Here is a 22,418-nt window from a genome sequence, read left to right as displayed (position 1 = left end):
CGCCGCAAACACGGTTGCGGCGCTTTGGTATTATTCTAGTCCGGCCGTTCCTAGTTGATAAGCGTCGGCTTGGTGACATTGTTGCTGGGCAGGACACCCAGTCGGCGTGCAACTTCGGAATAGGCGTCGGTCAAACTGCCCAAATCACGGCGGAACACGTCCTTGTCCAGCTTCTGACCGGTTTCGATATCCCACAGGCGGCAGCTGTCGGGGCTGATTTCGTCAGCAACAATCAGGCGCTGATAATCGCCTTCAAACACGCGGCCGATCTCGATCTTGAAGTCGACCAGACGAATGCCCACCGCCAGCATCACACCGCTCATGAAATCGTTCACGCGCAAGGCAAGGCTGAGGATATCGTCCATGTCCTGCTGGCTGGCCCAGCCAAACGCGGCGATGTGTTCTTCGGTGACCAACGGATCACCCAGCGAATCGTCCTTGTAGCAGTACTCGACGATCGGGCGCGGCAGCTGCGTGCCCTCTGCAATGCCCAGGCGCTTGGACATCGATCCGGCGGCATAGTTGCGCACGATCACTTCCAGCGGAACGATTTCGCAGTTGCGAACCAGCTGTTCACGCATATTCAGGCGGCGAATGAAGTGGTTCGGAATGCCGATCTGGGTCAGGCCGGTCATGAAGAACTCCGACAGGCGGTTGTTGAGCACACCCTTGCCGTCGATCACGTCCTTCTTTTCCGCGTTGAAGGCAGTGGCGTCATCCTTGAAATACTGGACAATCGTTCCCGGTTCGGGGCCTTCGTACAGAATCTTGGCCTTGCCTTCATAGATTTTCTTGCGACGCGCCATAAGCGACCTTTCCACTCTGCACAGAGGGATTGAGTCCCCTCACGTTGGCGTCCTCATAGTCCAAGCACCCATTTCCCGCAAGTTCATGTACCCGAGAGGCTTTGACGCAGCGCAAATCCCTTGCGCATGGGACGTCGTATAGTCATATCATCAGGAAAGAAGACATAACCCAAGAGGTCCTTGCCCTATGACGACGTTCGACGAACGCGAAAACGCCTTTGAAGCCAAGTTTGCCCATGATGAAGAGATGCAGTTCAAGGCACAAGCCCGCTGCAACAAGCTTTTGGGTCTGTGGGCTGCTGAAAAACTGGGTAAATCCGGTGCCGACGCCGAAGAATATGCAAAAACGGTCGTGATTTCCGACTTCGAGGAAGCCGGGCACGAAGATGTCGTTCGCAAGGTTTCCGGCGATCTGGGCAACCTGTCCTCGGACGAGGAAATCCGCGCGAAAATGGCCGAGCTTCTGCCCGAAGCCAAGGCGCAGGTCCTGAGCGAGACCAACTGAGCCTTCAGCGTCCGACTCATGATCTTCATGAGTTTTATGAATTTGATTTGACGCCTTGGTCATGAGACACGGGGCGTCTCTTTTTTTAACGGCGTTTTTGCGCCATTTCCTGGAACAACCCTATGACAAACGCGCTGAGCAAGCTTCTGGAATCCAATGACGCCATTCTGGCCGATGGTGCCACGGGAACGAATCTGTTCAACATGGGCCTGCAATCTGGTGACGCTCCCGAACTCTGGAACGTGGATGCCCCGGACAAGATCCGGGCTCTGTATCAGGGGTCGGTTGATGCAGGCAGCGACCTGTTCCTGACCAACACGTTCGGCGGCACAGCGGCACGGCTGAAACTGCATGACGCGCACAACCGCGTGGGCGAGCTGAACCGCATCGGCGCCGAGCTGGGACGTGAAATCGCCGACAAGGCCGGACGACCAGTCGTCGTTGCAGGATCGGTCGGCCCGACTGGTGAAATCATGGAACCGGTCGGCAGCCTGTCGCACGCGGAAGCCGTGGAAATGTTCCACGAACAGGCGGAAGCGCTGAAAGAAGGTGGGGTGGATGTTCTGTGGGTGGAAACCATCAGCGCCCCCGAAGAGTTTCGCGCCGCCGCCGAAGCCTTTGCCCTGACCGACATGCCCTGGTGCGGCACAATGAGCTTTGACACGGCCGGACGCACGATGATGGGTGTCACATCGGCCGATCTGGCCCAGCTGGTCGAAACTCTGCCGAATCCTCCCATCGCTTTCGGTGCGAACTGCGGCACCGGCGCATCCGACATTCTGCGCACAGTACTGGGATTTGCCGCGCAAGGCACTGAACGCCCGCTGATTTCGAAGGGCAATGCAGGCATTCCGAAATACGTGGATGGCCACATCCATTATGACGGCACGCCCGAACTGATGGGGCAGTATGCCGCCATGGCGCGGGATGCCGGCGCGACCATCATTGGCGGGTGCTGCGGAACCATGCCCGACCACCTGCGCAAGATGCGTGAGGCGCTGGATACCACGCCTCGTGGTGAACGCCCGACGCTCGATCAGATCACTGATGCGCTGGGTCCGTTCACATCCGCCTCGGACGGGACGGATGACGATGCGGCACCGGAACGTCGCACACGCCGCCGCCGCCGCGCATGATGTCAGCCTGATCAGCGCCCTTCGAATTTTGGAGGGCGTTTTTCCATGAAGGCCACAACACCTTCGGCAAAGTCCCTCGAACGGCCACATTCGCCTTGCAGGTGCGCCTCGGTCGCAAGCTGCTGTTGCAGAGTGTTTTCATACGTTCCGCGAATGGCTTGCTTGATCGCGCCATAGGCGGCTGTGGGGCCTTTTGCCAGATACTCTGCCCTTTTGCGCCAATGATCGGCGAAAGCGTCATCCGGCACGGCTTCCCAGATCATGCCCCATTCATCCGCCTGCTTTGCCGTGATCTTTTCGGCAAACAAGGCCGCGCCCATTGCTTTGGCCAACCCCATCTGACGGGGCATGAACCATGTTCCCCCGGCATCGGGAAGCAGACCGATACGGGCAAATGCCTGTAGGAAGTAGGCGCTTTCGGTGGCAATCACCACATCGGCACAAAGGGCAAGGTTCGCGCCTGCCCCGGCCGCCGGTCCGTTCACCGCGGCAATCGTGGGCACCGGGCAATTGTGGATCGTCTCCAGCATCGGTTCATATTCATCGCGCAGCGACCGTTCCAGATCGATCTTGCCGGTTGAAGACGCATCGCCCAGATCCTGCCCGGAACAAAACGCAGGGCCCGAACCGGTGATGACGACACAGCGCGCCTTGATCGCTGCATCTTTCATGGCGTGCGTAATCTCTGCCCGCATCTGGGTGGTCAGCGCGTTCATCTTGTCCGGCCTGTTCAGCGTCAGAACTGCCAGACCGTCTGCAATCTCCAGAGCAACCGTTTCGTAATTCATGAAAACCCTCCCGTCGCGCCATGTGTTTTTGCACACTTACTGACCCGGACGGGACGGGAAAAGCAGAACCACGCGTCAGTCTTCAAGAATTTGACGCAGACGTTCTTTTTCGTCCTCGCTCAACGCGGCAGAGTCCACCGAAGCACGGGCCTTGGCCCGGGTACGGAGAAAGTTCAACCCAACCGCGGCAGCGATCAACAGCATGATTGGCCCGGCCAGCCACAAAAACAGGTTCGAGCCGCTGGCAGTCGGTTTCAGAAGTACGTATTCGCCATACCGATCAACGATAAACGCGATCGCCTGTTCGTCCGTATCCCCAGCCACCAACCGTTCCCGCAACAACACGCGCAGATCACGCGCGAGATCCGCGTTGCTTTCGTCGATGCTCTCATTGCGGCACACGAGGCAACGCAGTCCGGCGCTGAGATCCCGCGCACGCTGTTCCAGTACCGGATCATCCAGAACCTCGTCAGGCTGCACCGCAAAGACGGGTGTTGCGAGCATCATCAGAATCAGAACAAGGCGTTTCATTCCGCAGGTACTCCGCCGACCGGGGTTTTTCTTGCGCCTGCGGCCACACGGAAGCGCCTGTCACACAGGCTCAGGACACCGCCAAGCGCCATCAGGATACAGCCGCCCCAGATCCAGTTTGCAAGCGGCTTGATATAGGTTCGCATCACCCAGCCGCCATCTGCCTGTTGATCGCCGATCACGACGTAAAGGTCCCCGAGGAAACGATAATCGATCGCCGCTTCGGTCGTGGGCATCCGCGCAACGGGGTAATCCCGTTTTTCCGGGTGCAATGTCCCGATCGGGCGGCCATTCTTTTCAACCAGAACATCCGCCGTGGTCGAAAAATAGTTCGGCCCCTCGACCCGACGAACATCTTGCAGCGTCAGCGTGAACTGTCCCACTTCGAAAGGTTGGTTGGGGTGGGCGACGCGAATATCCTCGCCCTCCCACGCAGTCAGGCCTGCAATCGCAAAGATGGTAACACCCAGCCCGGTATGAGCAACGGCTTTACCCCAATCCGCCCCAGGCAGACGGAACAAGCGTTTCAGACTGCCGTTGCGCCCCGTACGGCTCCACAAATCAACGATGGCGCCAAATGTAATCCACGCCCCAAGGAACAGACCCACCGGCCCCAAAGCGCTGCGGCCGGTCTGCATCGCCCAAACCAGCAGGGCAATCGCCAAGGCCAGACCAAAGGCATAGCGCAGCGACCAGGCCGTTTTTCCAATCCGCCCGCGTTTCCACGGCAACATGGCCCCGATGGGAAGGATCAATCCCAGCAAAACCATGAAAGGAGAGAATGCAGCGTTGAAAAACGGCGCCCCGACCGAGAGTTTGCGATCAAACATCATCTCGGCCACCATCGGCCACATGGTACCGACAAAGACCACGAAACAACTGACCGCCAGCAGGACGTTGTTTACGATCAGCGCGCTTTCGCGGCTGACCATGCCGAAAACACCCTTGGCCTCCATCGCCTGCGCCCGCGCGGCAAACAAAGTCAACGCCCCACCGATGAAAACCACAAGAATGAACAGGATGAACACCCCGCGTTCCGGGTCATTGGCAAAGGCGTGAACCGAAGTCAGCAGCCCCGAACGAACGATGAATGTTCCTATAAGCGAAAACCCGAAGGCAATGATTGCCAGCAGGATGGTCCAGCTTTTCAGCGCCTCGCGCTTTTCAACAACGATTGCCGAATGCAGCAGCGCTGCCGCCAGGAGCCACGGCATGAAAGAAGCGTTCTCAACCGGATCCCAGAACCAGAAACCGCCCCAGCCCAGCTCGTAATAGGCCCACCAGGACCCCAGTGCGATGCCGATTGTCAAAAACACCCAGGCGGCCAGCGTCCATGGGCGAACCCAGCGGCCCCACGCCGCATCGATACGCCCTTCGATCAGCGCGGCGATCGCAAAACTGAACGCCATGCTCAGCCCCACATAACCGAGATACAGAAATGGCGGGTGGAAGGCCAAACCGGGATCCTGCAACAACGGGTTCAGATCCCGCCCGTCAAACGGCGCAATTGCCAGCCGGTCAAACGGGTTCGAGGTAAACAGTATGAAAGCAAAAAATGCCACGGCAATGGCAGATTGAACCGCAAGCACACGCGCCTTCAGGCTTGGGGGCAACCCGCCCCCAAAGAACGCCGCCATCGCTCCGAACAGCGTGACAATCAGCACCCAAAGCAGCATCGATCCTTCGTGGTTTCCCCACGTCCCGCTGATCTTGTAGATCATCGGCTTGGCCGAATGACTGTTTTCGACCACGATCCGCAGCGAAAAGTCCGACACGATGAAAGCCCAGATCAGCGCACCGAAGGAAAATGCAGTCAGCAGAAACTGGACGATGGCAGCAGGCTCGGCAAAAGCCATCCAGCCGGTCCAGTTTTTTGACGCACCGATCAGAGGCACCACGCTTTGCACGATGGCGACGAAAAAGGCGAGGATGAGGGCGAAGTGGCCAAGCTCTGTAATCATGCCCCGGAATATACTGCGAGGCCGAACCGGGGGCCATTAACTTTCGCACGATCCGGGGGCACATAGTGTCGCGGGTCAAAGCCCCCGAAGCTTGCGCCAATCGGTCAATGCTGGATTCGCATCAGGACGCGAGGCGTTCTGTATCAGGTTGGCATCGGGGCCGGGGTCGGCGACGCCCGGGCTGTCGCTGCGCATGGCCCGCACCGTTTCTATGTTCCCCATGACCGTCGGCAACCGCTGCATGGCTGCGCCTATATCCCGCTGAAAATCCTGCATTTTGCTCTGATGGCGCGCGCCAAAATAAAAAGAGACAATCACGCCCAGCAACCACCAAAGAGGTTCCGGCACCAGCGCAATGCCCTGCATGCGTTCAGCGAACCACAGCGGATCCACCATCGCGGCAACAAACAATCCCAGCGTTCCAAGCGCCAAGGCCGGGCGCGGCAACCGGTTCACGCCATCCATGACGCGGTCGAACAGGCCTTTTTGAGGAACCGCGAACTCTCGGCCGAACTGCGTCATTGCCTGACTTTGCAACTCTGTCGCGCGCTCGGCACGGGACTCGGCGTTTTCCCGGTATATTTCAACCGTCTCACGCACAGCGTTGCGACCGCCCCCGAACAGCAGCGCCAATACCCCCGAGATCAACCCCATGCCGCAACCCTTTCCTTGAATTCACTTTCCGTCAGACGATAGCGTGGCGACAGAAACTCTTCGGCCCGTTTGATCCAGCCTCCTTTGCCACCGGATCGGGTGCACGCGTATTTTCTGGATGCCGGGCGTTTGTCGGCCAGCCGAAAGTAATAGTTCCGCCGCGCCACGCCGTAGGCATCGCGCAACGCGTTGGGATCTGGTTGGGCCGCGTCTTCGCACGCCTGCGCCGTTTGCGCGCCGATCACGCCATCTGCCACCACGTCAAACCCCATATCACGCAAAAGCCGTTGCAGGATTATAACTGCTTGCGCACCGGCATTGACATACATGTCGAAGACAGGGGCATGCAGAACATCCGGCAACAGCGCGATGCGTGGCTTTTCAAAGTAGTGCTGAACAAAGATATCGACCGCCTCGCGCTGAGTAAGCGCCCGGACATCCGCCACGTCAACCAGCCCATCCCCCGTCAGATCCAGCCCAAGCCTGCGCATCGCGTGGATCGTGACACCGAACTTGGTTGCCCCGCCCGGATCGTCCGGGTCATTCACGTACCCGCCTTCCCGGCGCACAATTTCATTGGCAATCTGCCGAACCGTTTGCATAGCGCCCTCATTTGGTTGAATGGCGCTGACGATCCCGAAAAAGAATTAACAAGCCTGAACGACCAAGGGCGCTGCCCGCATCCCGCGCGCAACGCCCTCAACACGAATGTGGGTCAGGTCAGCTTTCTTCAGCCTCTTTGTACACGCCCTGCTCTTTCAACGCGTCCACGACTTCCTTCGGCATATAGGTTTCGTCATGTTTGGCCAGAATTTCAGTGGCTTCAAAGACGCCGTTCACGTAACGTCCGGTGCCGACCATGCCCTGATTTTCCGAAAACAGATCAGGCAGAACCCCGGTGAAAGAAACCTTGACGCTTTCGCCGCCGTCGGTGACGACAAAATGTACGGTTTCGCCCTGCCCACGGATGATTGAACCTTCTTCGACCAGGCCGCCGATCCGAAAGACCTCGGTCGGCTTGGGTGGTTCGGCAATCACCTGGCTTGGCGAGCGGAAAAAGTTGATCCCGTCGCGCATGGCGTAACCAATCAACGCCGTCGATGCCACCAAGGCAACGACAGCTACCAGAATGACTTGTACTCGGCGACGTTTCTTGAGCGTTTTCATACCGTCCTCACGGAAATAACGGTGCCATCATCAGGCCCCGGGTTTCAGTCTCACCTAACATCAGATTGGCGTTCTGCAAGGCTTGGCCACTGCTACCTTTTGTCAGGTTATCCAGCGCCGCGATCACGATCGCGCGCCGTTCGATCCGGTCTGCCACAACCCCGATATGACAGAAGTTGGACCCGCGCACGTGGTGGGTCGACGGTGTCTCGCCCATCGGCAGCATCTGAATGAAAGGCTCATCCGCATAAGCCTTTGCAAGCGTTTCATAGATGCTATTCGGGTCACCTTTCACGTAGGTGGTGGCCAGAATGCCCCGGTTTGCAGGGATCAGGTGCGGAGTGAACTGCACATAAACCGTACGACCGGCCAGCTTGGAAAACTCCTGATCGAACTCGCCCAGATGCCTGTGGGTGCCGCCTACGGCATAGGCGTTGGTGCCCTCGCTCAGTTCGGCGTGCAGCAGGTTTTCCTTCAGCGACCGCCCTGCCCCGGATACTGCGCATTTCAGATCCAGCACGATATCGTCCAGATCAATCACCCCCGCAGAAACAAGCGGCCTCAGAACGTATTGACCGGTTGCCGCGTTGCACCCTGTGCCCGCCACCAGCCGCGCGCCCCGGATTTCGTCGCGATAAAACTCGGTCAGGCCATAAACGGCCTCTTCCTGCTGCTCGAGCGCGGTATGCGGGTTTCCGTACCACTTTTCATATTCATCCGGGTCGGTTAGCCGGAAGTCAGCAGACAGATCGATGATCTTCAGATCCTTGGGCAGAGCACTGATCACTTCCTGGCTTGTCTTGTGCGGAAGGGCACAAAAGCACAGATCGATCCGGGAAAAATCGATCTCGGAAATCTTGCACAGGTCCGGCAGATCCATGTGGCGCAGATGCGGGAAAACCTGCGCCATGGTCATCCCCGCCTTGCGTTCGGCGGCCAGCGCGGCGATTTCCATGTTGGGGTGTTCGGCGATCAGCCGCACCAGTTCCGCACCGGTATAACCCGAAGCGCCCAGAATTGCGATTTTATGGGTCATGTCAGACCTCTTCTCAACGTGTGTCACATGTTACGACCGCCGATGCGACGGTCTTGAATTAATGAAAGCAGAGCGGCCGCGTCCTTGACCGAAGTCAGGCGGCCTCGAATGTGATTTGTCGTCGGAGGAACTGTGTCGCCCGGTCGCTCACCACATTGGGTTTCCCCGTCGTCAGGAACCCTCCCGGGCCGTTACCCAGCATGTTGGGGTGGCGATGGAGATAATCCGCAAGGCTTTCCGCAACCAGTTCCCCCTGGCTATAGACCTGCACGTCAGGTCCCAATGCCGCCTGAAACACGTCAGCCATAAGCGGGTAATGCGTACAGCCCAGAATGGCCGCCTGCGGTTCAGGCATCTTGCGCTTGAGGGCTTCCACATGGCTGCGCACCAGCGCCTCGGCCAGGATCATGTCACCGTCTTCAATGGCATCCACGACGCCACCACATGCCTGCGCCTCGACATCCACGCCAATTGCCCGGAACGCCAGCTCGCGCTGAAAGGCCCGGCTGGATACAGTGGCTGGCGTGGCGAACAAGGCGACATGCTTGACCGCCACTTCGCGTGGGGGGGAATTGTCGCCCCATTGCCGTTCGGTCAGGGCCTCGATCAAGGGAACAAAGACACCAAGCACACGTTTGCCTTCGGGCACGCCCTCTTCCTGCATCCGGCGCAGCGCCGCCGCGCTGGCGGTGTTGCAGGCCAGAATCACCAAGTTGCAGCCACGATCCCAAAGGTCCTGCACGGCCTTTCGGGTCAGCTGATAGATGTCCTCGGCATCGCGCACACCGTAAGGGGCATGCGCGCTGTCCGCGTAATACAGGAAATCAACGTCAGGCAGACGTGTCTGCGCGGCGCTCAGGACGGTAAGACCGCCCAATCCGGAATCAAAGATACCTACTGCCATTAGCCCCTTCAGGCGCGATGCCGTTCCTCAAATTCATAGCCATAGTCATAAGACTTCAGCGGTGTCGGAGACAGCTCATACGTCGCTTTGCGCAGGAAATCCATCATCTTGCGCGTATCCTTGCCCAGCGGATCCAGAATGTCGCGCCCGATAGGCGTGCCAATCACCACTTTGACCGGAGTATCGACACGCTTTTTGAACTCTTTGATCAGCAACCCCATACGCAGGGTGTTGTGCATATGGCTTGCAATCTGGAACAGACGTGACGTGTGCCCGTCGAAGAACACCGGAACGACGGTGGCATTGGACTTGGCCACCATTCGGGCTGTGAAACCGCGCCAACCCGGATCCATGGGATGCGCGAACGGATTAACGCCAGTGCTGACCGTACCCCCAGGGAAAATCCCGATCGCGCCGCCATCGCCAAGGTAATTCAATGCGGTCTTCCGCGTATCCAGGTTCAGTTTTACCGCTTCTTTGGTTTCATCAAACGAAACAGGCAAAACGATACGGTTCAGGTCTTCGGCCTTGCGGAAAACGCGATTTGCGAGAATCCGGAAATCACCACGGGTCTGGGACAATATATGCCCCATCATCAGCCCATCCAGAATTCCATATGGATGGTTTGCAATCAGGATAAGCGGACCTTCCCTGGGGATACTCGCCAGTGCGCCACCAACGACATCCAAGGTCAATCCATAGCGATCGACCATGACCGACCAAAAATCCCGACCCTTTGCGACTTCTTGTTCGTATCCGTCGGCCCGTTTGATCAGACGCAACCGTCCCGTGGTGTTCTCCATCAGCCTGATGACCAACCGCCCCCCCTTGGTTTCGGCGGAATGCGCATACGAGATGTCACGAACGACATGACGACGAGAAGACATGAAGGGCTCCGTTTTGCTGCCCGCAAAATAAGTACAAGCAACAGGTTTGACCAGCTATCGTGACACCCTTGTGACGAATTACTCTGCCGCAGCTTGCAATTCAGGCCCACCGCTGCGGATGACGGCAAGTAGCTCCTCTCGCCGTTTCGCAGCCTTGGCCTCATTTTCCCGCAGTACCGGCCCAAATCCGCGGATATCCAGCGGCAAACGGGCCAGGGCGGCAATCGCATCACGGGTGTCCTGCGACACCAGGGGCAGAACCTCGCGCATGTCCTTTTCATACTGTCGGATCAGGGCGCGCTCCATCTTGCGTTCGGATGAATACCCGAAAATGTCCAGTGGAGTGCCGCGCAATGCCTTGAGTTTGGTCAACAGCTTCAATGCAGTCAGGATGGATTCGCTGAAGGCGCGCTTTTTCGGCCTGCCATTGCTGCCCGATCCGCCGAGTATCGGCGGGGCAAGGTGAAAGGTCATCTTGAAGTCACCATCAAACTCGGCCGCCGCTTTTTCCCGACTGGTCAGAAGAAGGCGCGCAACCTCGTATTCGTCCTTGTACGACAACAACTTGTGATACCCTTTTGCCACCGCTTCGCGCACATCCGTGTCCTCGACGCTGTCCACAAGCTTGCGGTACCGCCTGGCCAGCCAGGCGCTTTGATATTCCGTCAGGTGCTGCGCGCGAAACGCGATGATCTGATCCAGTGTCTTGGGCATCTCGGCCATGGTCGGCGCAAGGATGGATTGCACGTCTTCCGGGTGCAGTATTGCCCAACGTCCAATATCAAACGCACGTTTGTTGCGTTCGACCGCCGTGCCGTTCAATTCGATGGCCTCAAAGATCGCCTTATGGCTGACCGGCAAAAGCCCGCGCTGCCAGGTCGCGCCGAAGATCATCATGTTGGAATAGATTGAATCCCCCATCACCGCGCGCGCCAGTTCGGTCGCATCAAACAGCGAGACATCTTCTTTCAGCCGCGCTTGCAGGGCCAGTTCCAGCTGATCCGCAGGAATGCGGAACTCGGTATCACGCGTGAAGTCGCCCGTCACCGTTTCATGGCTGTTCACGACGGCCCCCGTACGTCCGGTGCGCGTCAGGCCCAACGTCTTTGCGCCGGCCGAGACCACCAGATCGCCGCCGACCAGCGCGTGGGCCTCGCCAGTGGCGACGCGAATCGCGCTGATGTCCTCGGGGCGGTTGGCCAATCTACAGTGGATGTGGACTGCGCCGCCTTTCTGCGCCAGGCCGGCCATTTCCATCATGCCCGCGCCTTTGCCGTCAATTTGCGCCGCCTGCGCAAGGATGGCGCCAATGGTGACGACACCCGTACCGCCGACGCCGGTAATCACGACGTTGTGTGTGCCGGTGATCTTCGGCAGATCTGGTGTCGGCAAATCTGGCAGATCAATTTCGGTCGTCGCCTCTTTGCGAATTTTCGCGCCCTCAAGCGTCACGAAAGACGGGCAGAAACCGTTCAAGCACGAGTAATCCTTGTTGCAGCTCGATTGATCGATGGCCCGCTTGCGGCCCAGCTCGGTCTGTTTGGGTACGATCGACACGCAGTTTGACTGTACACCGCAATCACCGCAGCCTTCGCAGACATCGGTGTTGATGAACACGCGCTTGTCGGGATCGGGGAATGTGCCGCGCTTGCGGCGGCGGCGCTTTTCGGCAGCGCAGGTTTGTACGTAAACGATGACCGATACGCCCTCGATCTCGCGAAACTTCTCCTGCACCTGCATGAGATCGGCACGCTCGTATGTCTGAACGCTGGCAGGCAGAGCCTTGAAGTTGACGTTCTCTTTTTCATCGTAAACCAGGGCTACCTCTCGGACACCCATTGCCTTGACCTCGGCAACGATCCGTTCGGCGGTCAGGTCGCCTTCATTGTCCTGCCCGCCGGTCATGGCAACCGCGTCGTTGAACAAGATCTTGAAGGTGATGTTCGTTCCTGCGGACAATGCAGCCCGGATCGCCTGAACGCCCGAATGGTTGTACGTGCCATCGCCAAGGTTCTGGAACACGTGCTTGGTCGTCGAAAACGGAGCCTCGCCGATCCAGTTGGCGCCTTCCCCACCCATCTGAGTGAAACCGGTCGTCTCGCGATCCATCCATTGAACCATGTAGTGACAGCCGATACCGGCATAGGCGCGGCTGCCTTCCGGTACCCTGGTCGAGCTGTTATGCGGGCAGCCGGAACAGAAATACGGAAGCCGCGTCGCTATTTCCTGTGCGTTGTCGGCCCGACGCGCTTCTGACAAAGACGCCAGCCCGGCCCGGATACCATCGGTCTCGCGCCCCTCTTCAATCAGGATCTCGCCCAGCTTTTCAGCGATCATGATCGGGTCAAGCGCACCGCGCGTCGGGAACAGTTCTTCGCGGTGCAATGTCCCGGCACCGCCTTTGTACCAGCCATAGACCCGGCGTCCGCGCCGGTCGTCAAAGATGGCCTCTTTCACCTGAACCTCGATCAGCTTGCGCTTTTCCTCGACGATCACGATCAGGTCCAGCCCCTCGGCCCAGTCGTGGAACCCGGCCATATCCAGCGGGAATGTCTGCCCCACCTTGTATGTGGTAATCCCCAGACGCTCGGCCTCGGCTTCGTCGATATTCAGAAGCGAAAGCGCATGTGTCAGGTCCAACCAGTTTTTGCCTGCCGCGACAAAGCCGATCTTGGCGCCGGGTTTGCCCCACATCCGTTTGTCCAGCTTATTGGCGTGTGAAAACGTTTCGGCCGCGAACCTTTTGTAATCGATGACACGCGTTTCCTGTAGATGCGGCGTATCGCCCAACCGGATGTTCAACCCACCTTCCGGCATATCGAATTCTGGGATGACCATTTGCATCCGGTCCGGACTTCCATCCACGACCGAGGTGACTTCGATCGTGTCTTTCATCGTCTTCAGGCCTACCCAGACCCCCGCGAAACGGCTGAGTGCAAATCCATAAATTCCATAATCAAGGATTTCCTGAACGCCAGCCGGGCTGACGATCGGCATGTACATGTCGACCAGCGACCATTCCGACTGATGCAACACCGTCGAGCTTTCGCCGGTATGGTCATCGCCCATCGCCATGAGTACACCGCCATGTTTAGCTGTCCCTGCCATGTTTGCGTGGCGCATGACGTCACCGGACCGGTCAACGCCCGGCCCCTTGCCATACCAAAGCCCGAAGACCCCATCGAATTTGCCGTCGCCGCGCAGACCCGCCTGCTGGCTGCCCCAGAGCGCGGTGGCTGCCAGGTCTTCGTTCAAACCGAACTGAAACGTGATATCGCTTTCGGCCAGTGGCTTTTGGGCCCGCATCATTTGCTGATCCACTGCCCCCAAAGGCGACCCGCGGTACCCGGTGACCAATCCCGCCGTGTTAAGACCCGCTTGCCGGTCTCTGGCCTTTTGCATCAGCATCAAGCGCACAAGCGCCTGCGTTCCATTCAGAAGAACCGGGTTTTTCTCAAGATCGAACCGGTCGTTCAGCGTTATCTGTGGCTGGCTCATCAGACGTCTCCCCTCGTCAGATCAGTGTGCTTTACTTGGGTTCATTTTAGGTCATAATTTCTGACCTGTATAGAATTTATCCACTGATATGTAACGATTTCGTCCTTTGAATGTAGAACTTGTTACCTATTTCATATAGGGCTTCTGAAAGATAACGAAAGTTGCGGTGATGGATTGGGACAAGCTTAGAATATTTCACGCGGTGGCCGATGCGGGCAGCCTTACGCACGCCGGAGACAAGCTGAACCTGTCTCAATCCGCCGTAAGCCGACAGATCCGCGCATTGGAAGAGTCTCTGGATGCCACCCTGTTCCACCGTCACGCGCGGGGGCTGATTCTCACCGAACAGGGCGAGTTGTTGTTCGACGCCACATCCGCCATGTCGAAACGGCTGGATGCCGCAGCAGCGCGTATTCGGGACAGCGAGGAAGAAGTCTTTGGTGTTTTGCGTGTCACAACGACCTTCGGCTTTGGAACACTCTGGCTGGCACCACGTTTGCCCAAACTGTACGAGCAATACCCTGACCTGAACATCGACCTGATGCTTGAAGAACGCGTTCTGGATCTTCCGATGCGCGAAGCGGACGTCGCCATCCGCATGAAAGAGCCCAGCCAGGCTGATCTGGTGCGCAAGCGCCTTATGACCGTTCAGATGATGTTGTATGCAACCCAAGATTATATCGAAAACCACGGCGGCATGTTGCAGTCCCTGGAAGAGATCAAGGACCACCGTCTGATTTGTCAGACCCCTGCGGCGCCGCAGGTTGGGGCCAGTGCCGCCATGGTGCGCCACCTGATGACCTATAATCCCGGGTCCTTGCTGACTGTGAACAACTATTTTGGTGTGCTTCAGGGCGTTTTGCACAATCTGGGCATCGGTGTTCTGCCCGATTATGTCACTCAGGATTTTCCGCACCTCGTGCCCATCCTGTCAGACATCGAAACCGCAGATGTTCCGGTTTATCTGGCCTACCCGGAAGAATTACGGCATTCAAAACGCGTTGGCGCGTTTCGAGATTTCGTGCAGGACGAAATCATCGAACAGCGTAAACAACTGAAAAAGATGGGAAAACTGTAGCTATGCGCAAATAGCATAACGGACATGAAGTGTTCACAGGGTTAATTGCCTTGAACGTTCACAAACTGACCCCTAAATGAGCACTCGAAGGCGGTGATGCTGAAACGCTCATCATCTTCATACCTCCCTGTTGGACTACGGCCGAGCTTATAGCTCGGCCTTTTTTTGGCTGGACCCTGCATTAAGTCAGCGAAAGCTCTGGGAAAAATACACGCATAGGCATATGATCCCCAAAAAACGATACAATTTCGTGTTTGAGGGAAAATACATGTTCCACCCACTCCGCCTGGTTTTGGCGCTCGTCTCCGCGTTATTCATGGCAGTGCCACTATACGCACAGGACTCCGGTTCAACTTCTACAGTGACCATTCCGGAAGACCTGACACCCGAGCAGGTCGACGATCTTGTTGCGCGCATGTCCGATGATCAGGTTCGCGCAATTCTATTGGAGCGCCTTGATGCCGTGGCGGAAAAACAAGCCGCCGAAAAGGCGGACGTAGAAGACCCGTTGACCGAGATAAGCGAGATCTGGGCGGCCATGGTCGCATCTTGGACACATGTTCTGACCACTGCTCCCAACATTATCACCGCGCAGATTACCGCGTTCAGCAATTTTAGCGATACATTCGGAACGACCGGTGTCTTTACCCTTATGGGGCTTGTCCTTTCTGTACTTGTTGTCGGTTTCATTGCGGAAAAGCTGTTCATCTTCCTGACACGTCGCTGGCATGAAGCGACCGAAGCTGCGGACGAGGCCGACCTTTGGGGCGCCGTCAGATACCTGTTTCGTCGGTTCTGCCGCGAAATCGCCGGGCTGATCATTTTCTATGTCGTGATCCGCGCGGTTGGCCGCGGTCTTCTGACCACAGAACAGATCACCTATGCTGCACCGTTTGTATTCTATCTTATCTGGGTGCCGCGATTGGGTGCAGCAGCGTCCCGGTTTGTTCTGGCACCGGAAAAGCCGCAATTTCGGCTGGTCAATATCGACGACCACTGGGCAAAGTACCTGCACCGCAACCTGATCGGACTGTTGATCCTGATCGGGTTCACGCTGTTCGTCGTTCGGTTCAACGCGCTCAATGGCATCACGGGTGACGATACCCGCATCGGCTTCTGGCTGAACGCGGCAATTCACGTCTATATCGCCGTAATCGCCTGGACTGCGCGTGAAGGACTGTCGCAGATGATGCTGGGCACAGACCCGGATCACACGAAATTCGATGAAGAAGTTGCGCATTATTACCCCTATTTTGCCATCGGCGTTTCGGTGGCAATCTGGCTGCTGGTCGAGTTCCTGGTCGCGCAGCGTGATCCGGCAACACTGAAATTGCTGACCAGCGGTGCGCATTTCACGACGATGTTCTGGTTGTTGATTGCCCCTGCGCTGGATACGCTGATCCGCGGTCTCGTGCGGTGTTTGCAACCGCCGATGTCGGGCGAGGGCCCGCTTGCCGAACGCGCCTACCGGTCCGCGAAACGCAGCTATATCCGGATTGGTCGCGTTATCGCCGGCTTGGTCGTGGTTTTCATGATTGCACGCGCATGGCATCTTGACCTGCGCAACGTCGCTTCGGCCGGTGTCGGTGCCGAAGTCGGCGGTGCCGTGATCGAATTCCTGCTGATCATCGCCGTTGGCTATATCCTGAACGAGGTCGTCTCGCTCTGGATCAACCGCCGACTGGCCAGGGAACAGACTGCGGCCGAGGCACTGGACGAAGAGGCAGGCGGTGAAGGCGGTGGTGCCGGCGGCTCTCGTCTGGCGACGGTTCTGCCTCTGATGCGGATCACGGCCCAGATCACGATTGCCGTGATTTTTGGCCTGCTGGCGCTGGGCGCATTGGGCATCAATATCACGCCGCTTTTGGCCGGTGCCGGTGTTCTGGGTCTGGCGATCGGCTTTGGCGCGCAGAAACTGGTTGCTGACATCGTGGGCGGGGTTTTCTTCCTGATCGACGATGCCTTCCGCGTCGGAGAATATGTCGATGTCGGAGGCACGATGGGCACTGTCGAGAAGATCTCGGTTCGCTCGATGCAGTTGCGTCACCATCGTGGCCCCGTACACACGATTCCCTACGGTGAGATTCAGAAGCTGACAAATTTCAGCCGCGACTGGGTGATCATGAAGCTGAAATTCACCGTACCGTTCGACACCGATCCCAACAAGGTCAAGAAGATCTTCAAGAAGATCGGCGCTGAGATGATGGAGGACGAGACCCACAAGGATGGCTTCCTGCAACCGTTCAAATCGCAGGGTGTGTTCGATTTTGACGATGTCGGCATGATCATCCGCGGCAAGTTCATGGCCAAGCCCGGCAAGCAGTTCACACTGCGCAAGGAGATCTTCAACCGGGTCAAGGCGGCCTTCAAGGAAAACGGCATCGACTTTGCCCGCCGCGAAGTGCGCGTTGCGATTCCGGGTCTGGACGACAATGAAAACCTGACCCCGGAACAGAAGACGGCCGTTGGCGCCGCAGCCGCAGCGCAGCTCAACAAGGATCAGGGATCGGCGTAGGTTTCGCGGTCCACGTCAGCTGCATGCACCCATTTCGAGACGCATTCATCCGGAACCGGCAGTGATGCCGGTTCCGTTTTTCTTTGAAAGACGCAACCTGCGCCGTCTTGACCCTTTCCACACGCGCGCGCTTGCCCTACAAGGCGCGCAATCTCGGCCCACTTGGACACAGGACAGAAGATGCAAGAGCCCGCCATCACACCCGATCTGATTGCCGCACACGGGCTCAAGCCCGAGGAATATGACATGATCCTCGAGATCATCGGGCGTGAACCCACTTTCACCGAGCTCGGCATTTTCTCGGCCATGTGGAACGAGCATTGTTCCTACAAATCTTCGAAGAAATGGCTGCGTACCCTGCCCACCTCTGGGCCCCAGGTGATCTGCGGACCCGGTGAAAACGCAGGCGTGGTGGACATTGGCGACGGTCAGGCCGTGGTTTTCAAGATGGAAAGCCACAACCACCCGTCTTACATCGAACCCTATCAGGGTGCGGCGACCGGCGTGGGGGGCATCCTGCGCGACGTCTTTACCATGGGCGCGCGTCCCATTGCGTCAATGAACGCATTGTCCTTTGGCGAACCCGGCCATCACAAGACCCGTCAACTGGTCAACGGCGTGGTCGAAGGCATCGGTGGCTATGGCAACTGCTTCGGCGTGCCTTGCGTCGGTGGCGAAGTGCGCTTTCACCCCGCATACAATGGCAACTGCCTTGTGAACGCCTTTGCGGCCGGTCTGGCTGACAGTGACAAGATTTTCTATTCGGCCGCGTCGGGCGTGGGTATGCCAGTCGTCTATCTGGGCGCAAAAACCGGGCGAGATGGCGTGGGCGGCGCCACCATGGCATCCGCCGAATTCGACGACACGATCGAAGAAAAGCGCCCCACCGTTCAGGTCGGCGACCCCTTCACCGAAAAACGCCTGATGGAGGCGACGCTGGAACTGATGCAGACCGGTGCGGTGATCTCGATCCAGGACATGGGCGCGGCGGGCCTGACCTGCTCGGCCGTTGAAATGGGTGACAAGGGTGGCCTTGGCGTGCGTCTTGATCTGGAAAACGTTCCTCAGCGCGAAGAAAACATGACAGCCTATGAAATGATGCTGTCCGAGTCTCAGGAGCGTATGCTGATGGTCCTCAAGCCCGAGCTTGAGGCCGAGGCCCGCGCCGTGTTCGAAAAATGGGATCTTGATTTCGCAATCGTTGGCGAAACCATTGCCGAAGACCGCTTTCTGATCATGCATAACGGTGAAGTCAAAGCCGATCTGGTTCTGTCCAAACTGTCTTCCACCGCGCCGGAATACGACCGCCCATGGGAGCCTACGCCACAGGCCGAGGAACTGGCCGAAGTGCCCCAGATCGACCCGATTGATGGGCTGCGCGCCCTGCTCGCATCGCCCAACTACGCCGGCAAGCAGTGGGTCTATGAACAATACGACACCATGGTGATGGCGGATTCCGTCCGCACGCCGGGTCTGGGTGCGGGCCTGGTCCGCGTCCACGGGACCGACAAGGTGCTTGCCTTCACATCCGACGTGACCCCGCGCTATGTGCGCGCAAACCCTTTCGAGGGCGGCAAACAAGCCGTGGCCGAAGCCTATCGCAACCTGACCGCCGTCGGAGCCAAGCCGCTGGCCACCACGGACAACCTGAACTTCGGCAACCCCGAAAAGCCCGAGATCATGGGCCAGTTTGTCGGTGCCATACAGGGCATCGGCGCCGCAGTCGGCGCGTTGGATATGCCGATCGTGTCGGGCAACGTCTCTCTGTACAATGAGACCGACGGACAGGCCATTCTGCCGACCCCCACCATTGGCGCAGTCGGCTTGTTGCAGCACTCGGACGAGGTCATCGGCAACGAGGTGCGCGAAGGCCACGTCGTGCTGGTGATCGGTGAAACCAAGGGGCATCTGGGTCAATCCGCCCTTCTGGCCGAGGTGTTCAACCGCGAAGACGGCGACGCCCCGCATGTCGATCTGGATGCCGAAAAGCGCAACGGTGATTTCATCCGCGCCAACCGCGAGATGATCAAGGCCTGCACCGACCTCAGCGATGGCGGCATCGCTCTGGCTGCCTTCGAACTGGCAGAAGCCGCAGGCGTTGGCGTATGTCTTGACGACGCCCCGACTGAATTCCTGTTCGGTGAAGATCAGGCCCGCTATCTTGTAGCGTGCAATTTCGATCAGGCCGAGGCATTGATGATTGCGGCCGGTCAGGCCGGCGTTCCTCTGAATGCGGTTGGTCGTTTCACCGGCGATACGGTGAAGATCGGCAGTTCGGAAGCCTCGCTTGATGAACTTGCCGCGATTTACCGCAACAGCTTTGCCGAAGCTGTCGCCTGACAACGCAACGCGAACGCCAATCGAAACCGGCGTCGTGACCCGGTGCGGGATTGGTTGTTTTTGCATGTGCCAGTGCTCTTGCACGCCCGGTTCATGCGCTCTACATCTTGGGAAAGACCTTCTGGAGTTACCTACATGCCGATGAGCGCCCACGAAATCGAACACCTGCTGCGCGAAGCCTTTCCCGACGCCGAGATTCAGGTCGGCGGAAATGACGGTGTTCATATGTCTGCCATGGTGGTGGATGAAAGCTTTCGCGGCAAAAACCGGGTTCAGCAACAGCGCGCTGTTTACGCAGCTCTGAAGGGCAAGATGGACGGCCCGGACGGAGAATTGCACGCGCTGGCGCTGACCACCAAAGTGCCGGAATAAGCTTCTCGCCTTCTTTCGAGGCGAACATATGACTCTCCCGTTGGAGAAACGAATAGGAAACGCAAAATGACCGATGTGAAAACCCAGATCGACGAAACCGTCAAAGCCAATGACGTGGTGCTGTACATGAAAGGCACCAAGGAAATGCCGCAATGTGGTTTCTCGTCCCGCGTGGCCGGTGTTCTGAACTATATGGGCGTCGAATACACCGACGTGAACGTGCTGGCCGACGAAGACGTGCGTCAGGGCATTAAGGATTATTCCGACTGGCCGACCGTGCCGCAGCTGTATGTCAAAGGCGAATTCGTAGGCGGTTGCGACATCATCACCGAGATGACCCTTTCGGGTGAGCTGGACACGCTTTTTGATGAAAACGGTGTCGGCTACAACAAAGAAGCAGCCGACAAAATCCGCGAAGCAAACGCGTAATCCTGCCTACCGGCTGGAACAGTCCCGATAAATCGCCTGCTCATTGGCGGCGCCCGCCGCCAAATAGCTGATTGACGCGTTCCAGCCTTTTGAGCGCAGGATATAGGTTCCTTCGGCTCCGAGAGATTCATAGCGGATGCCCGATCCGCTTTCGACCTGGCGCATCGCGACCAGAGTATTGTCCACCATCGTCGCCGCTGCGCCTGAACCGTCGGGCGCGTTGAAATAGGTCACCGGCAACGGCACGCCGTTCTCGCAGGTAAAGGTGACAGACAGAATGTCGATTTCGGCGAGTGCCGCCGTTGCCGAAAAAACAAGCAAAGCACCGCAGAAGAAATTGCGCAGATAGGTCATTGTGCCTTCTTCTCCTCGACGACCGAAGCCAGCGCTTCCGCACGTGCTGCCAGCTCGGCCAGCGTATCCGTGACGGATGGCGGCACCACCGCGACTTCAATACGTTCAGGTTCCGGCGCGGGCGCGTTTCTCAGCGATTGAAGCTCGGTCTCGGCCTCGGCCAGCCTGGCCTCCAGCGACTTGACCTTGTCTTCCGTTGCCGCCGTCTTGTCAGCCAGCAGCAGACCGGCCATCAGCAACATGCGCGCTTCCGGCATCCGCCCAATCTGATCGGACAGAACCTGCGCTTCGTCATCCAGCATTTTGGCGGCCGCGTGCAGAAAGGGTTCTTCCCCGTCCCGGCAAGACACATCAAAACCCCGCCCGCCAATATGAATGGTTACCTCGGGCATTACTCTACCTCACCTTCTACAAGTTTTGCCTGCGACAGCAGAGGTTCCAACCGTGCCAACACGGCCTGCGCTTCGGCTGCATCCGAAGCCTGCGCCGCACGCGTTGCCTCAAGCTCGGCAACGGTGGCGCGGTTCAGCAATTCAGCGTCCGTCAGCCCTTCTGCGGCCGCGGAACGCAACTCTTCGACCGAATTCCGCAACTGCTCGTTCGCCTTGCGCATACGTTGCAGATCGTCATCCAGGCGGGACATCGCAGCGCCATGGCTGGCCCGTTCGGCCCGCAGCATCTCAAGCTCGGCGCTCAGATCATCGACCCGTACCGTATCTTCAAGCTCTGCCTTGAAGCGGCTGTTTTCCGCCTCGACTTCTTTTGCCTGAGCAAGCAATTCACGCAATTGCTCAAGCTCGGCTTTCACCGCCGAAGGATCTTCGATGCCGTCAAGTTCGGCGCGCAGCCTTTCGTTCTCGGCCTTCAACGCGTCCAGTTCGGCACTGTTGTCCAAGGCCGCCTTGGCCTCGGCCAGCTCGGCGCGGGCCGCTTCGACAGACGCGATTTTCGCCCGGGCTTCCTCCAGCTCTGCGCGCAGCGCATCCGCGTCTGGGGCATCCGCTGGTTCCGTGCGCAACTCTTCCAGATCAGCACGCAACGCGTCCACTTGTTTTTCGTGCTGCTCTTTCAGGGTCTTCAGTCGTTCCTGAAGCTGCGCATTGGCAACTCTTTCGTCTTCAAGTTCGGCCTGAAGCCCCTCATTTACTTCAGCGTTCCGGGACGCACCGCCCAACCCTTCGACGCCCGCACTGATACGGTCCATCGCAGCAATAATACGGTGCTGTAGTTCCTCTAACTGGCTCATGCCCCTGTCACCTCTTTATCAAGGTTCATTCTGTCGCGAAGTGATCCGAATCAATACCGAATCCCGCTTACCGACAGTCTAACGGAATGCGACAGAAAATACCCACTGTTTGGTTTCAATCACTTGGGCCGCGCTCTTCACCTATCGGGCGTTGCCAAAGCCCGGTTCCGCTTGCACTTTGGGTGCTGAATGGTATTGAGCGCGCAATCTG

General features: G+C 58.1%; 21 protein-coding genes. 7 read left to right on the top strand and 14 right to left on the bottom strand.

Features of this window, described 5'->3' with window-relative positions:
* Nucleotides 1–50: 50 nt before the first annotated feature.
* Nucleotides 51–806: a phosphoribosylaminoimidazolesuccinocarboxamide synthase gene (purC, locus tag ACR0E2_RS02565; protein WP_117869044.1), complete on the bottom strand. Its 756-nt coding sequence runs from the start codon at nt 804–806 to the stop codon at nt 51–53.
* 187 nt (nt 807–993) lie between these two features.
* On the opposite strand from purC, the gene ACR0E2_RS02560 reads away from it, so the two are divergent.
* Together ACR0E2_RS02560 and bmt are read left to right on the top strand one after the other, a co-directional pair.
* Nucleotides 994–1,311 carry a DUF1476 domain-containing protein gene (locus ACR0E2_RS02560; protein ID WP_152457893.1) on the top strand — a complete coding sequence of 106 codons (318 nt, stop codon included), beginning with the start codon at nt 994–996 and terminating at the stop codon, nt 1,309–1,311.
* A gap of 122 nt (nt 1,312–1,433) precedes the next feature.
* A complete protein-coding gene (gene bmt, locus ACR0E2_RS02555; RefSeq protein ID WP_480445046.1) occupies nt 1,434–2,447 on the top strand; it encodes a betaine--homocysteine S-methyltransferase in 1,014 nt (337 codons plus the stop codon).
* An 11-nt stretch (nt 2,448–2,458) separates the two neighbouring features.
* Here bmt and ACR0E2_RS02550 read toward each other — a convergent pair whose 3' ends face one another.
* The 10 genes from ACR0E2_RS02550 to ACR0E2_RS02505 form a co-directional block, all read right to left on the bottom strand.
* Entirely contained in the window at nt 2,459–3,235 is a 777-nt protein-coding gene (locus ACR0E2_RS02550) for an enoyl-CoA hydratase-related protein (RefSeq protein ID WP_152457891.1), read from the bottom strand.
* 75 nt (nt 3,236–3,310) lie between these two features.
* Nucleotides 3,311–3,766 (bottom strand): cytochrome c-type biogenesis protein, encoded by a 456-nt coding sequence (locus ACR0E2_RS02545; protein WP_171116069.1) that lies wholly within the window; start codon nt 3,764–3,766, stop codon nt 3,311–3,313.
* On the bottom strand, nt 3,763–5,727 hold the full coding sequence (locus ACR0E2_RS02540) for a heme lyase CcmF/NrfE family subunit (RefSeq protein ID WP_480445044.1): 1,965 nt from the start codon (nt 5,725–5,727) through the stop codon (nt 3,763–3,765). The genes ACR0E2_RS02545 and ACR0E2_RS02540 overlap by 4 nt, the downstream gene beginning before the upstream one ends.
* A gap of 75 nt (nt 5,728–5,802) precedes the next feature.
* The gene (locus ACR0E2_RS02535; RefSeq protein WP_480445042.1) at nt 5,803–6,381 is read right to left on the bottom strand and encodes a holin family protein; all 579 of its coding nucleotides are present in this window, start codon (nt 6,379–6,381) and stop codon (nt 5,803–5,805) included.
* The gene (locus ACR0E2_RS02530) at nt 6,372–6,983 is read right to left on the bottom strand and encodes a holin-associated N-acetylmuramidase (RefSeq protein ID WP_480445041.1); all 612 of its coding nucleotides are present in this window, start codon (nt 6,981–6,983) and stop codon (nt 6,372–6,374) included. Before ACR0E2_RS02530 ends, ACR0E2_RS02535 begins: the two co-directional genes overlap by 10 nt.
* 118 nt (nt 6,984–7,101) lie before the next feature.
* Nucleotides 7,102–7,548, bottom strand: coding sequence for a cytochrome c maturation protein CcmE (gene ccmE / locus ACR0E2_RS02525; RefSeq protein WP_171116077.1), 447 nt, complete (start codon nt 7,546–7,548; stop codon nt 7,102–7,104).
* A gap of 7 nt (nt 7,549–7,555) precedes the next feature.
* Entirely contained in the window at nt 7,556–8,584 is a 1,029-nt protein-coding gene (gene argC, locus ACR0E2_RS02520; protein ID WP_480445040.1) for an N-acetyl-gamma-glutamyl-phosphate reductase, read from the bottom strand.
* Nucleotides 8,585–8,678: 94 nt separating this feature from the next.
* Complete coding sequence (locus tag ACR0E2_RS02515; protein WP_171168294.1) at nt 8,679–9,488, bottom strand: glutamate racemase; 810 nt, start codon at nt 9,486–9,488, stop codon at nt 8,679–8,681.
* Nucleotides 9,489–9,496: 8 nt separating this feature from the next.
* Nucleotides 9,497–10,375, bottom strand: a complete 879-nt coding sequence (locus ACR0E2_RS02510) for a lysophospholipid acyltransferase family protein (RefSeq protein ID WP_480445038.1) — start codon at nt 10,373–10,375, stop codon at nt 9,497–9,499.
* Between the two features lie 78 nt (nt 10,376–10,453).
* Nucleotides 10,454–13,873: an indolepyruvate ferredoxin oxidoreductase family protein gene (locus tag ACR0E2_RS02505; protein WP_480445037.1), complete on the bottom strand. Its 3,420-nt coding sequence runs from the start codon at nt 13,871–13,873 to the stop codon at nt 10,454–10,456.
* A gap of 169 nt (nt 13,874–14,042) precedes the next feature.
* Between ACR0E2_RS02505 and ACR0E2_RS02500 the strand changes: the two genes are divergently transcribed.
* The 5 genes from ACR0E2_RS02500 (at nt 14,043) to grxD (ending at nt 20,607) form a co-directional block, all read left to right on the top strand.
* A complete protein-coding gene (locus ACR0E2_RS02500; protein WP_480445035.1) occupies nt 14,043–14,951 on the top strand; it encodes a LysR family transcriptional regulator in 909 nt (302 codons plus the stop codon).
* Nucleotides 14,952–15,219: 268 nt separating this feature from the next.
* Nucleotides 15,220–17,466, top strand: coding sequence for a mechanosensitive ion channel domain-containing protein (locus tag ACR0E2_RS02495; RefSeq protein WP_480445033.1), 2,247 nt, complete (start codon nt 15,220–15,222; stop codon nt 17,464–17,466).
* A 180-nt stretch (nt 17,467–17,646) separates the two neighbouring features.
* Nucleotides 17,647–19,806 carry a phosphoribosylformylglycinamidine synthase subunit PurL gene (purL, locus tag ACR0E2_RS02490; protein WP_480445032.1) on the top strand — a complete coding sequence of 720 codons (2,160 nt, stop codon included), beginning with the start codon at nt 17,647–17,649 and terminating at the stop codon, nt 19,804–19,806.
* Between the two features lie 135 nt (nt 19,807–19,941).
* The gene (locus ACR0E2_RS02485) at nt 19,942–20,178 is read left to right on the top strand and encodes a BolA/IbaG family iron-sulfur metabolism protein (protein WP_152457878.1); all 237 of its coding nucleotides are present in this window, start codon (nt 19,942–19,944) and stop codon (nt 20,176–20,178) included.
* Nucleotides 20,179–20,244: 66 nt separating this feature from the next.
* A complete protein-coding gene (grxD, locus tag ACR0E2_RS02480) occupies nt 20,245–20,607 on the top strand; it encodes a Grx4 family monothiol glutaredoxin (RefSeq protein ID WP_171116094.1) in 363 nt (120 codons plus the stop codon).
* A 6-nt stretch (nt 20,608–20,613) separates the two neighbouring features.
* Here grxD and ACR0E2_RS02475 read toward each other — a convergent pair whose 3' ends face one another.
* Genes ACR0E2_RS02475 through ACR0E2_RS02465 form a run of 3 tightly spaced genes read right to left on the bottom strand, consistent with a single transcriptional unit; the run spans nt 20,614 to nt 22,207 of the window.
* Nucleotides 20,614–20,961 carry an MliC family protein gene (locus tag ACR0E2_RS02475; RefSeq protein WP_480445030.1) on the bottom strand — a complete coding sequence of 116 codons (348 nt, stop codon included), beginning with the start codon at nt 20,959–20,961 and terminating at the stop codon, nt 20,614–20,616.
* Nucleotides 20,958–21,353: a cell division protein ZapA gene (locus ACR0E2_RS02470; protein WP_480445029.1), complete on the bottom strand. Its 396-nt coding sequence runs from the start codon at nt 21,351–21,353 to the stop codon at nt 20,958–20,960. Before ACR0E2_RS02470 ends, ACR0E2_RS02475 begins: the two co-directional genes overlap by 4 nt.
* Nucleotides 21,353–22,207 (bottom strand): hypothetical protein, encoded by an 855-nt coding sequence (locus ACR0E2_RS02465; protein ID WP_480445027.1) that lies wholly within the window; start codon nt 22,205–22,207, stop codon nt 21,353–21,355. Before ACR0E2_RS02465 ends, ACR0E2_RS02470 begins: the two co-directional genes overlap by 1 nt.
* Nucleotides 22,208–22,418: the final 211 nt, after the last annotated feature.

This window comes from Ruegeria sp. A4 (genome assembly GCF_056543025.1).
The sequence above is the reverse complement of the archived record's forward strand: the minus strand, read 5'-3'. Positions and strand labels throughout refer to the sequence as shown.

What these genes read in the sequence shown, in the direction of transcription:
- purC (WP_117869044.1), bottom strand. Translation starts at nt 806, where the DNA reads ATGGCGCGTCGCAAGAAAATCTATGAAGGCAAGGCCAAGATTCTGTAC.
- ACR0E2_RS02560 (WP_152457893.1), top strand. Translation starts at nt 994, where the DNA reads ATGACGACGTTCGACGAACGCGAAAACGCCTTTGAAGCCAAGTTTGCC.
- bmt (WP_480445046.1), top strand. Translation starts at nt 1,434, where the DNA reads ATGACAAACGCGCTGAGCAAGCTTCTGGAATCCAATGACGCCATTCTG.
- ACR0E2_RS02550 (WP_152457891.1), bottom strand. Translation starts at nt 3,235, where the DNA reads ATGAATTACGAAACGGTTGCTCTGGAGATTGCAGACGGTCTGGCAGTT.
- ACR0E2_RS02545 (WP_171116069.1), bottom strand. Translation starts at nt 3,766, where the DNA reads ATGAAACGCCTTGTTCTGATTCTGATGATGCTCGCAACACCCGTCTTT.
- ACR0E2_RS02540 (WP_480445044.1), bottom strand. Translation starts at nt 5,727, where the DNA reads ATGATTACAGAGCTTGGCCACTTCGCCCTCATCCTCGCCTTTTTCGTC.
- ACR0E2_RS02535 (WP_480445042.1), bottom strand. Translation starts at nt 6,381, where the DNA reads ATGGGGTTGATCTCGGGGGTATTGGCGCTGCTGTTCGGGGGCGGTCGC.
- ACR0E2_RS02530 (WP_480445041.1), bottom strand. Translation starts at nt 6,983, where the DNA reads ATGCAAACGGTTCGGCAGATTGCCAATGAAATTGTGCGCCGGGAAGGC.
- ccmE (WP_171116077.1), bottom strand. Translation starts at nt 7,548, where the DNA reads ATGAAAACGCTCAAGAAACGTCGCCGAGTACAAGTCATTCTGGTAGCT.
- argC (WP_480445040.1), bottom strand. Translation starts at nt 8,584, where the DNA reads ATGACCCATAAAATCGCAATTCTGGGCGCTTCGGGTTATACCGGTGCG.
- ACR0E2_RS02515 (WP_171168294.1), bottom strand. Translation starts at nt 9,488, where the DNA reads ATGGCAGTAGGTATCTTTGATTCCGGATTGGGCGGTCTTACCGTCCTG.
- ACR0E2_RS02510 (WP_480445038.1), bottom strand. Translation starts at nt 10,375, where the DNA reads ATGTCTTCTCGTCGTCATGTCGTTCGTGACATCTCGTATGCGCATTCC.
- ACR0E2_RS02505 (WP_480445037.1), bottom strand. Translation starts at nt 13,873, where the DNA reads ATGAGCCAGCCACAGATAACGCTGAACGACCGGTTCGATCTTGAGAAA.
- ACR0E2_RS02500 (WP_480445035.1), top strand. Translation starts at nt 14,043, where the DNA reads ATGGATTGGGACAAGCTTAGAATATTTCACGCGGTGGCCGATGCGGGC.
- ACR0E2_RS02495 (WP_480445033.1), top strand. Translation starts at nt 15,220, where the DNA reads ATGTTCCACCCACTCCGCCTGGTTTTGGCGCTCGTCTCCGCGTTATTC.
- purL (WP_480445032.1), top strand. Translation starts at nt 17,647, where the DNA reads ATGCAAGAGCCCGCCATCACACCCGATCTGATTGCCGCACACGGGCTC.
- ACR0E2_RS02485 (WP_152457878.1), top strand. Translation starts at nt 19,942, where the DNA reads ATGCCGATGAGCGCCCACGAAATCGAACACCTGCTGCGCGAAGCCTTT.
- grxD (WP_171116094.1), top strand. Translation starts at nt 20,245, where the DNA reads ATGACCGATGTGAAAACCCAGATCGACGAAACCGTCAAAGCCAATGAC.
- ACR0E2_RS02475 (WP_480445030.1), bottom strand. Translation starts at nt 20,961, where the DNA reads ATGACCTATCTGCGCAATTTCTTCTGCGGTGCTTTGCTTGTTTTTTCG.
- ACR0E2_RS02470 (WP_480445029.1), bottom strand. Translation starts at nt 21,353, where the DNA reads ATGCCCGAGGTAACCATTCATATTGGCGGGCGGGGTTTTGATGTGTCT.
- ACR0E2_RS02465 (WP_480445027.1), bottom strand. Translation starts at nt 22,207, where the DNA reads ATGAGCCAGTTAGAGGAACTACAGCACCGTATTATTGCTGCGATGGAC.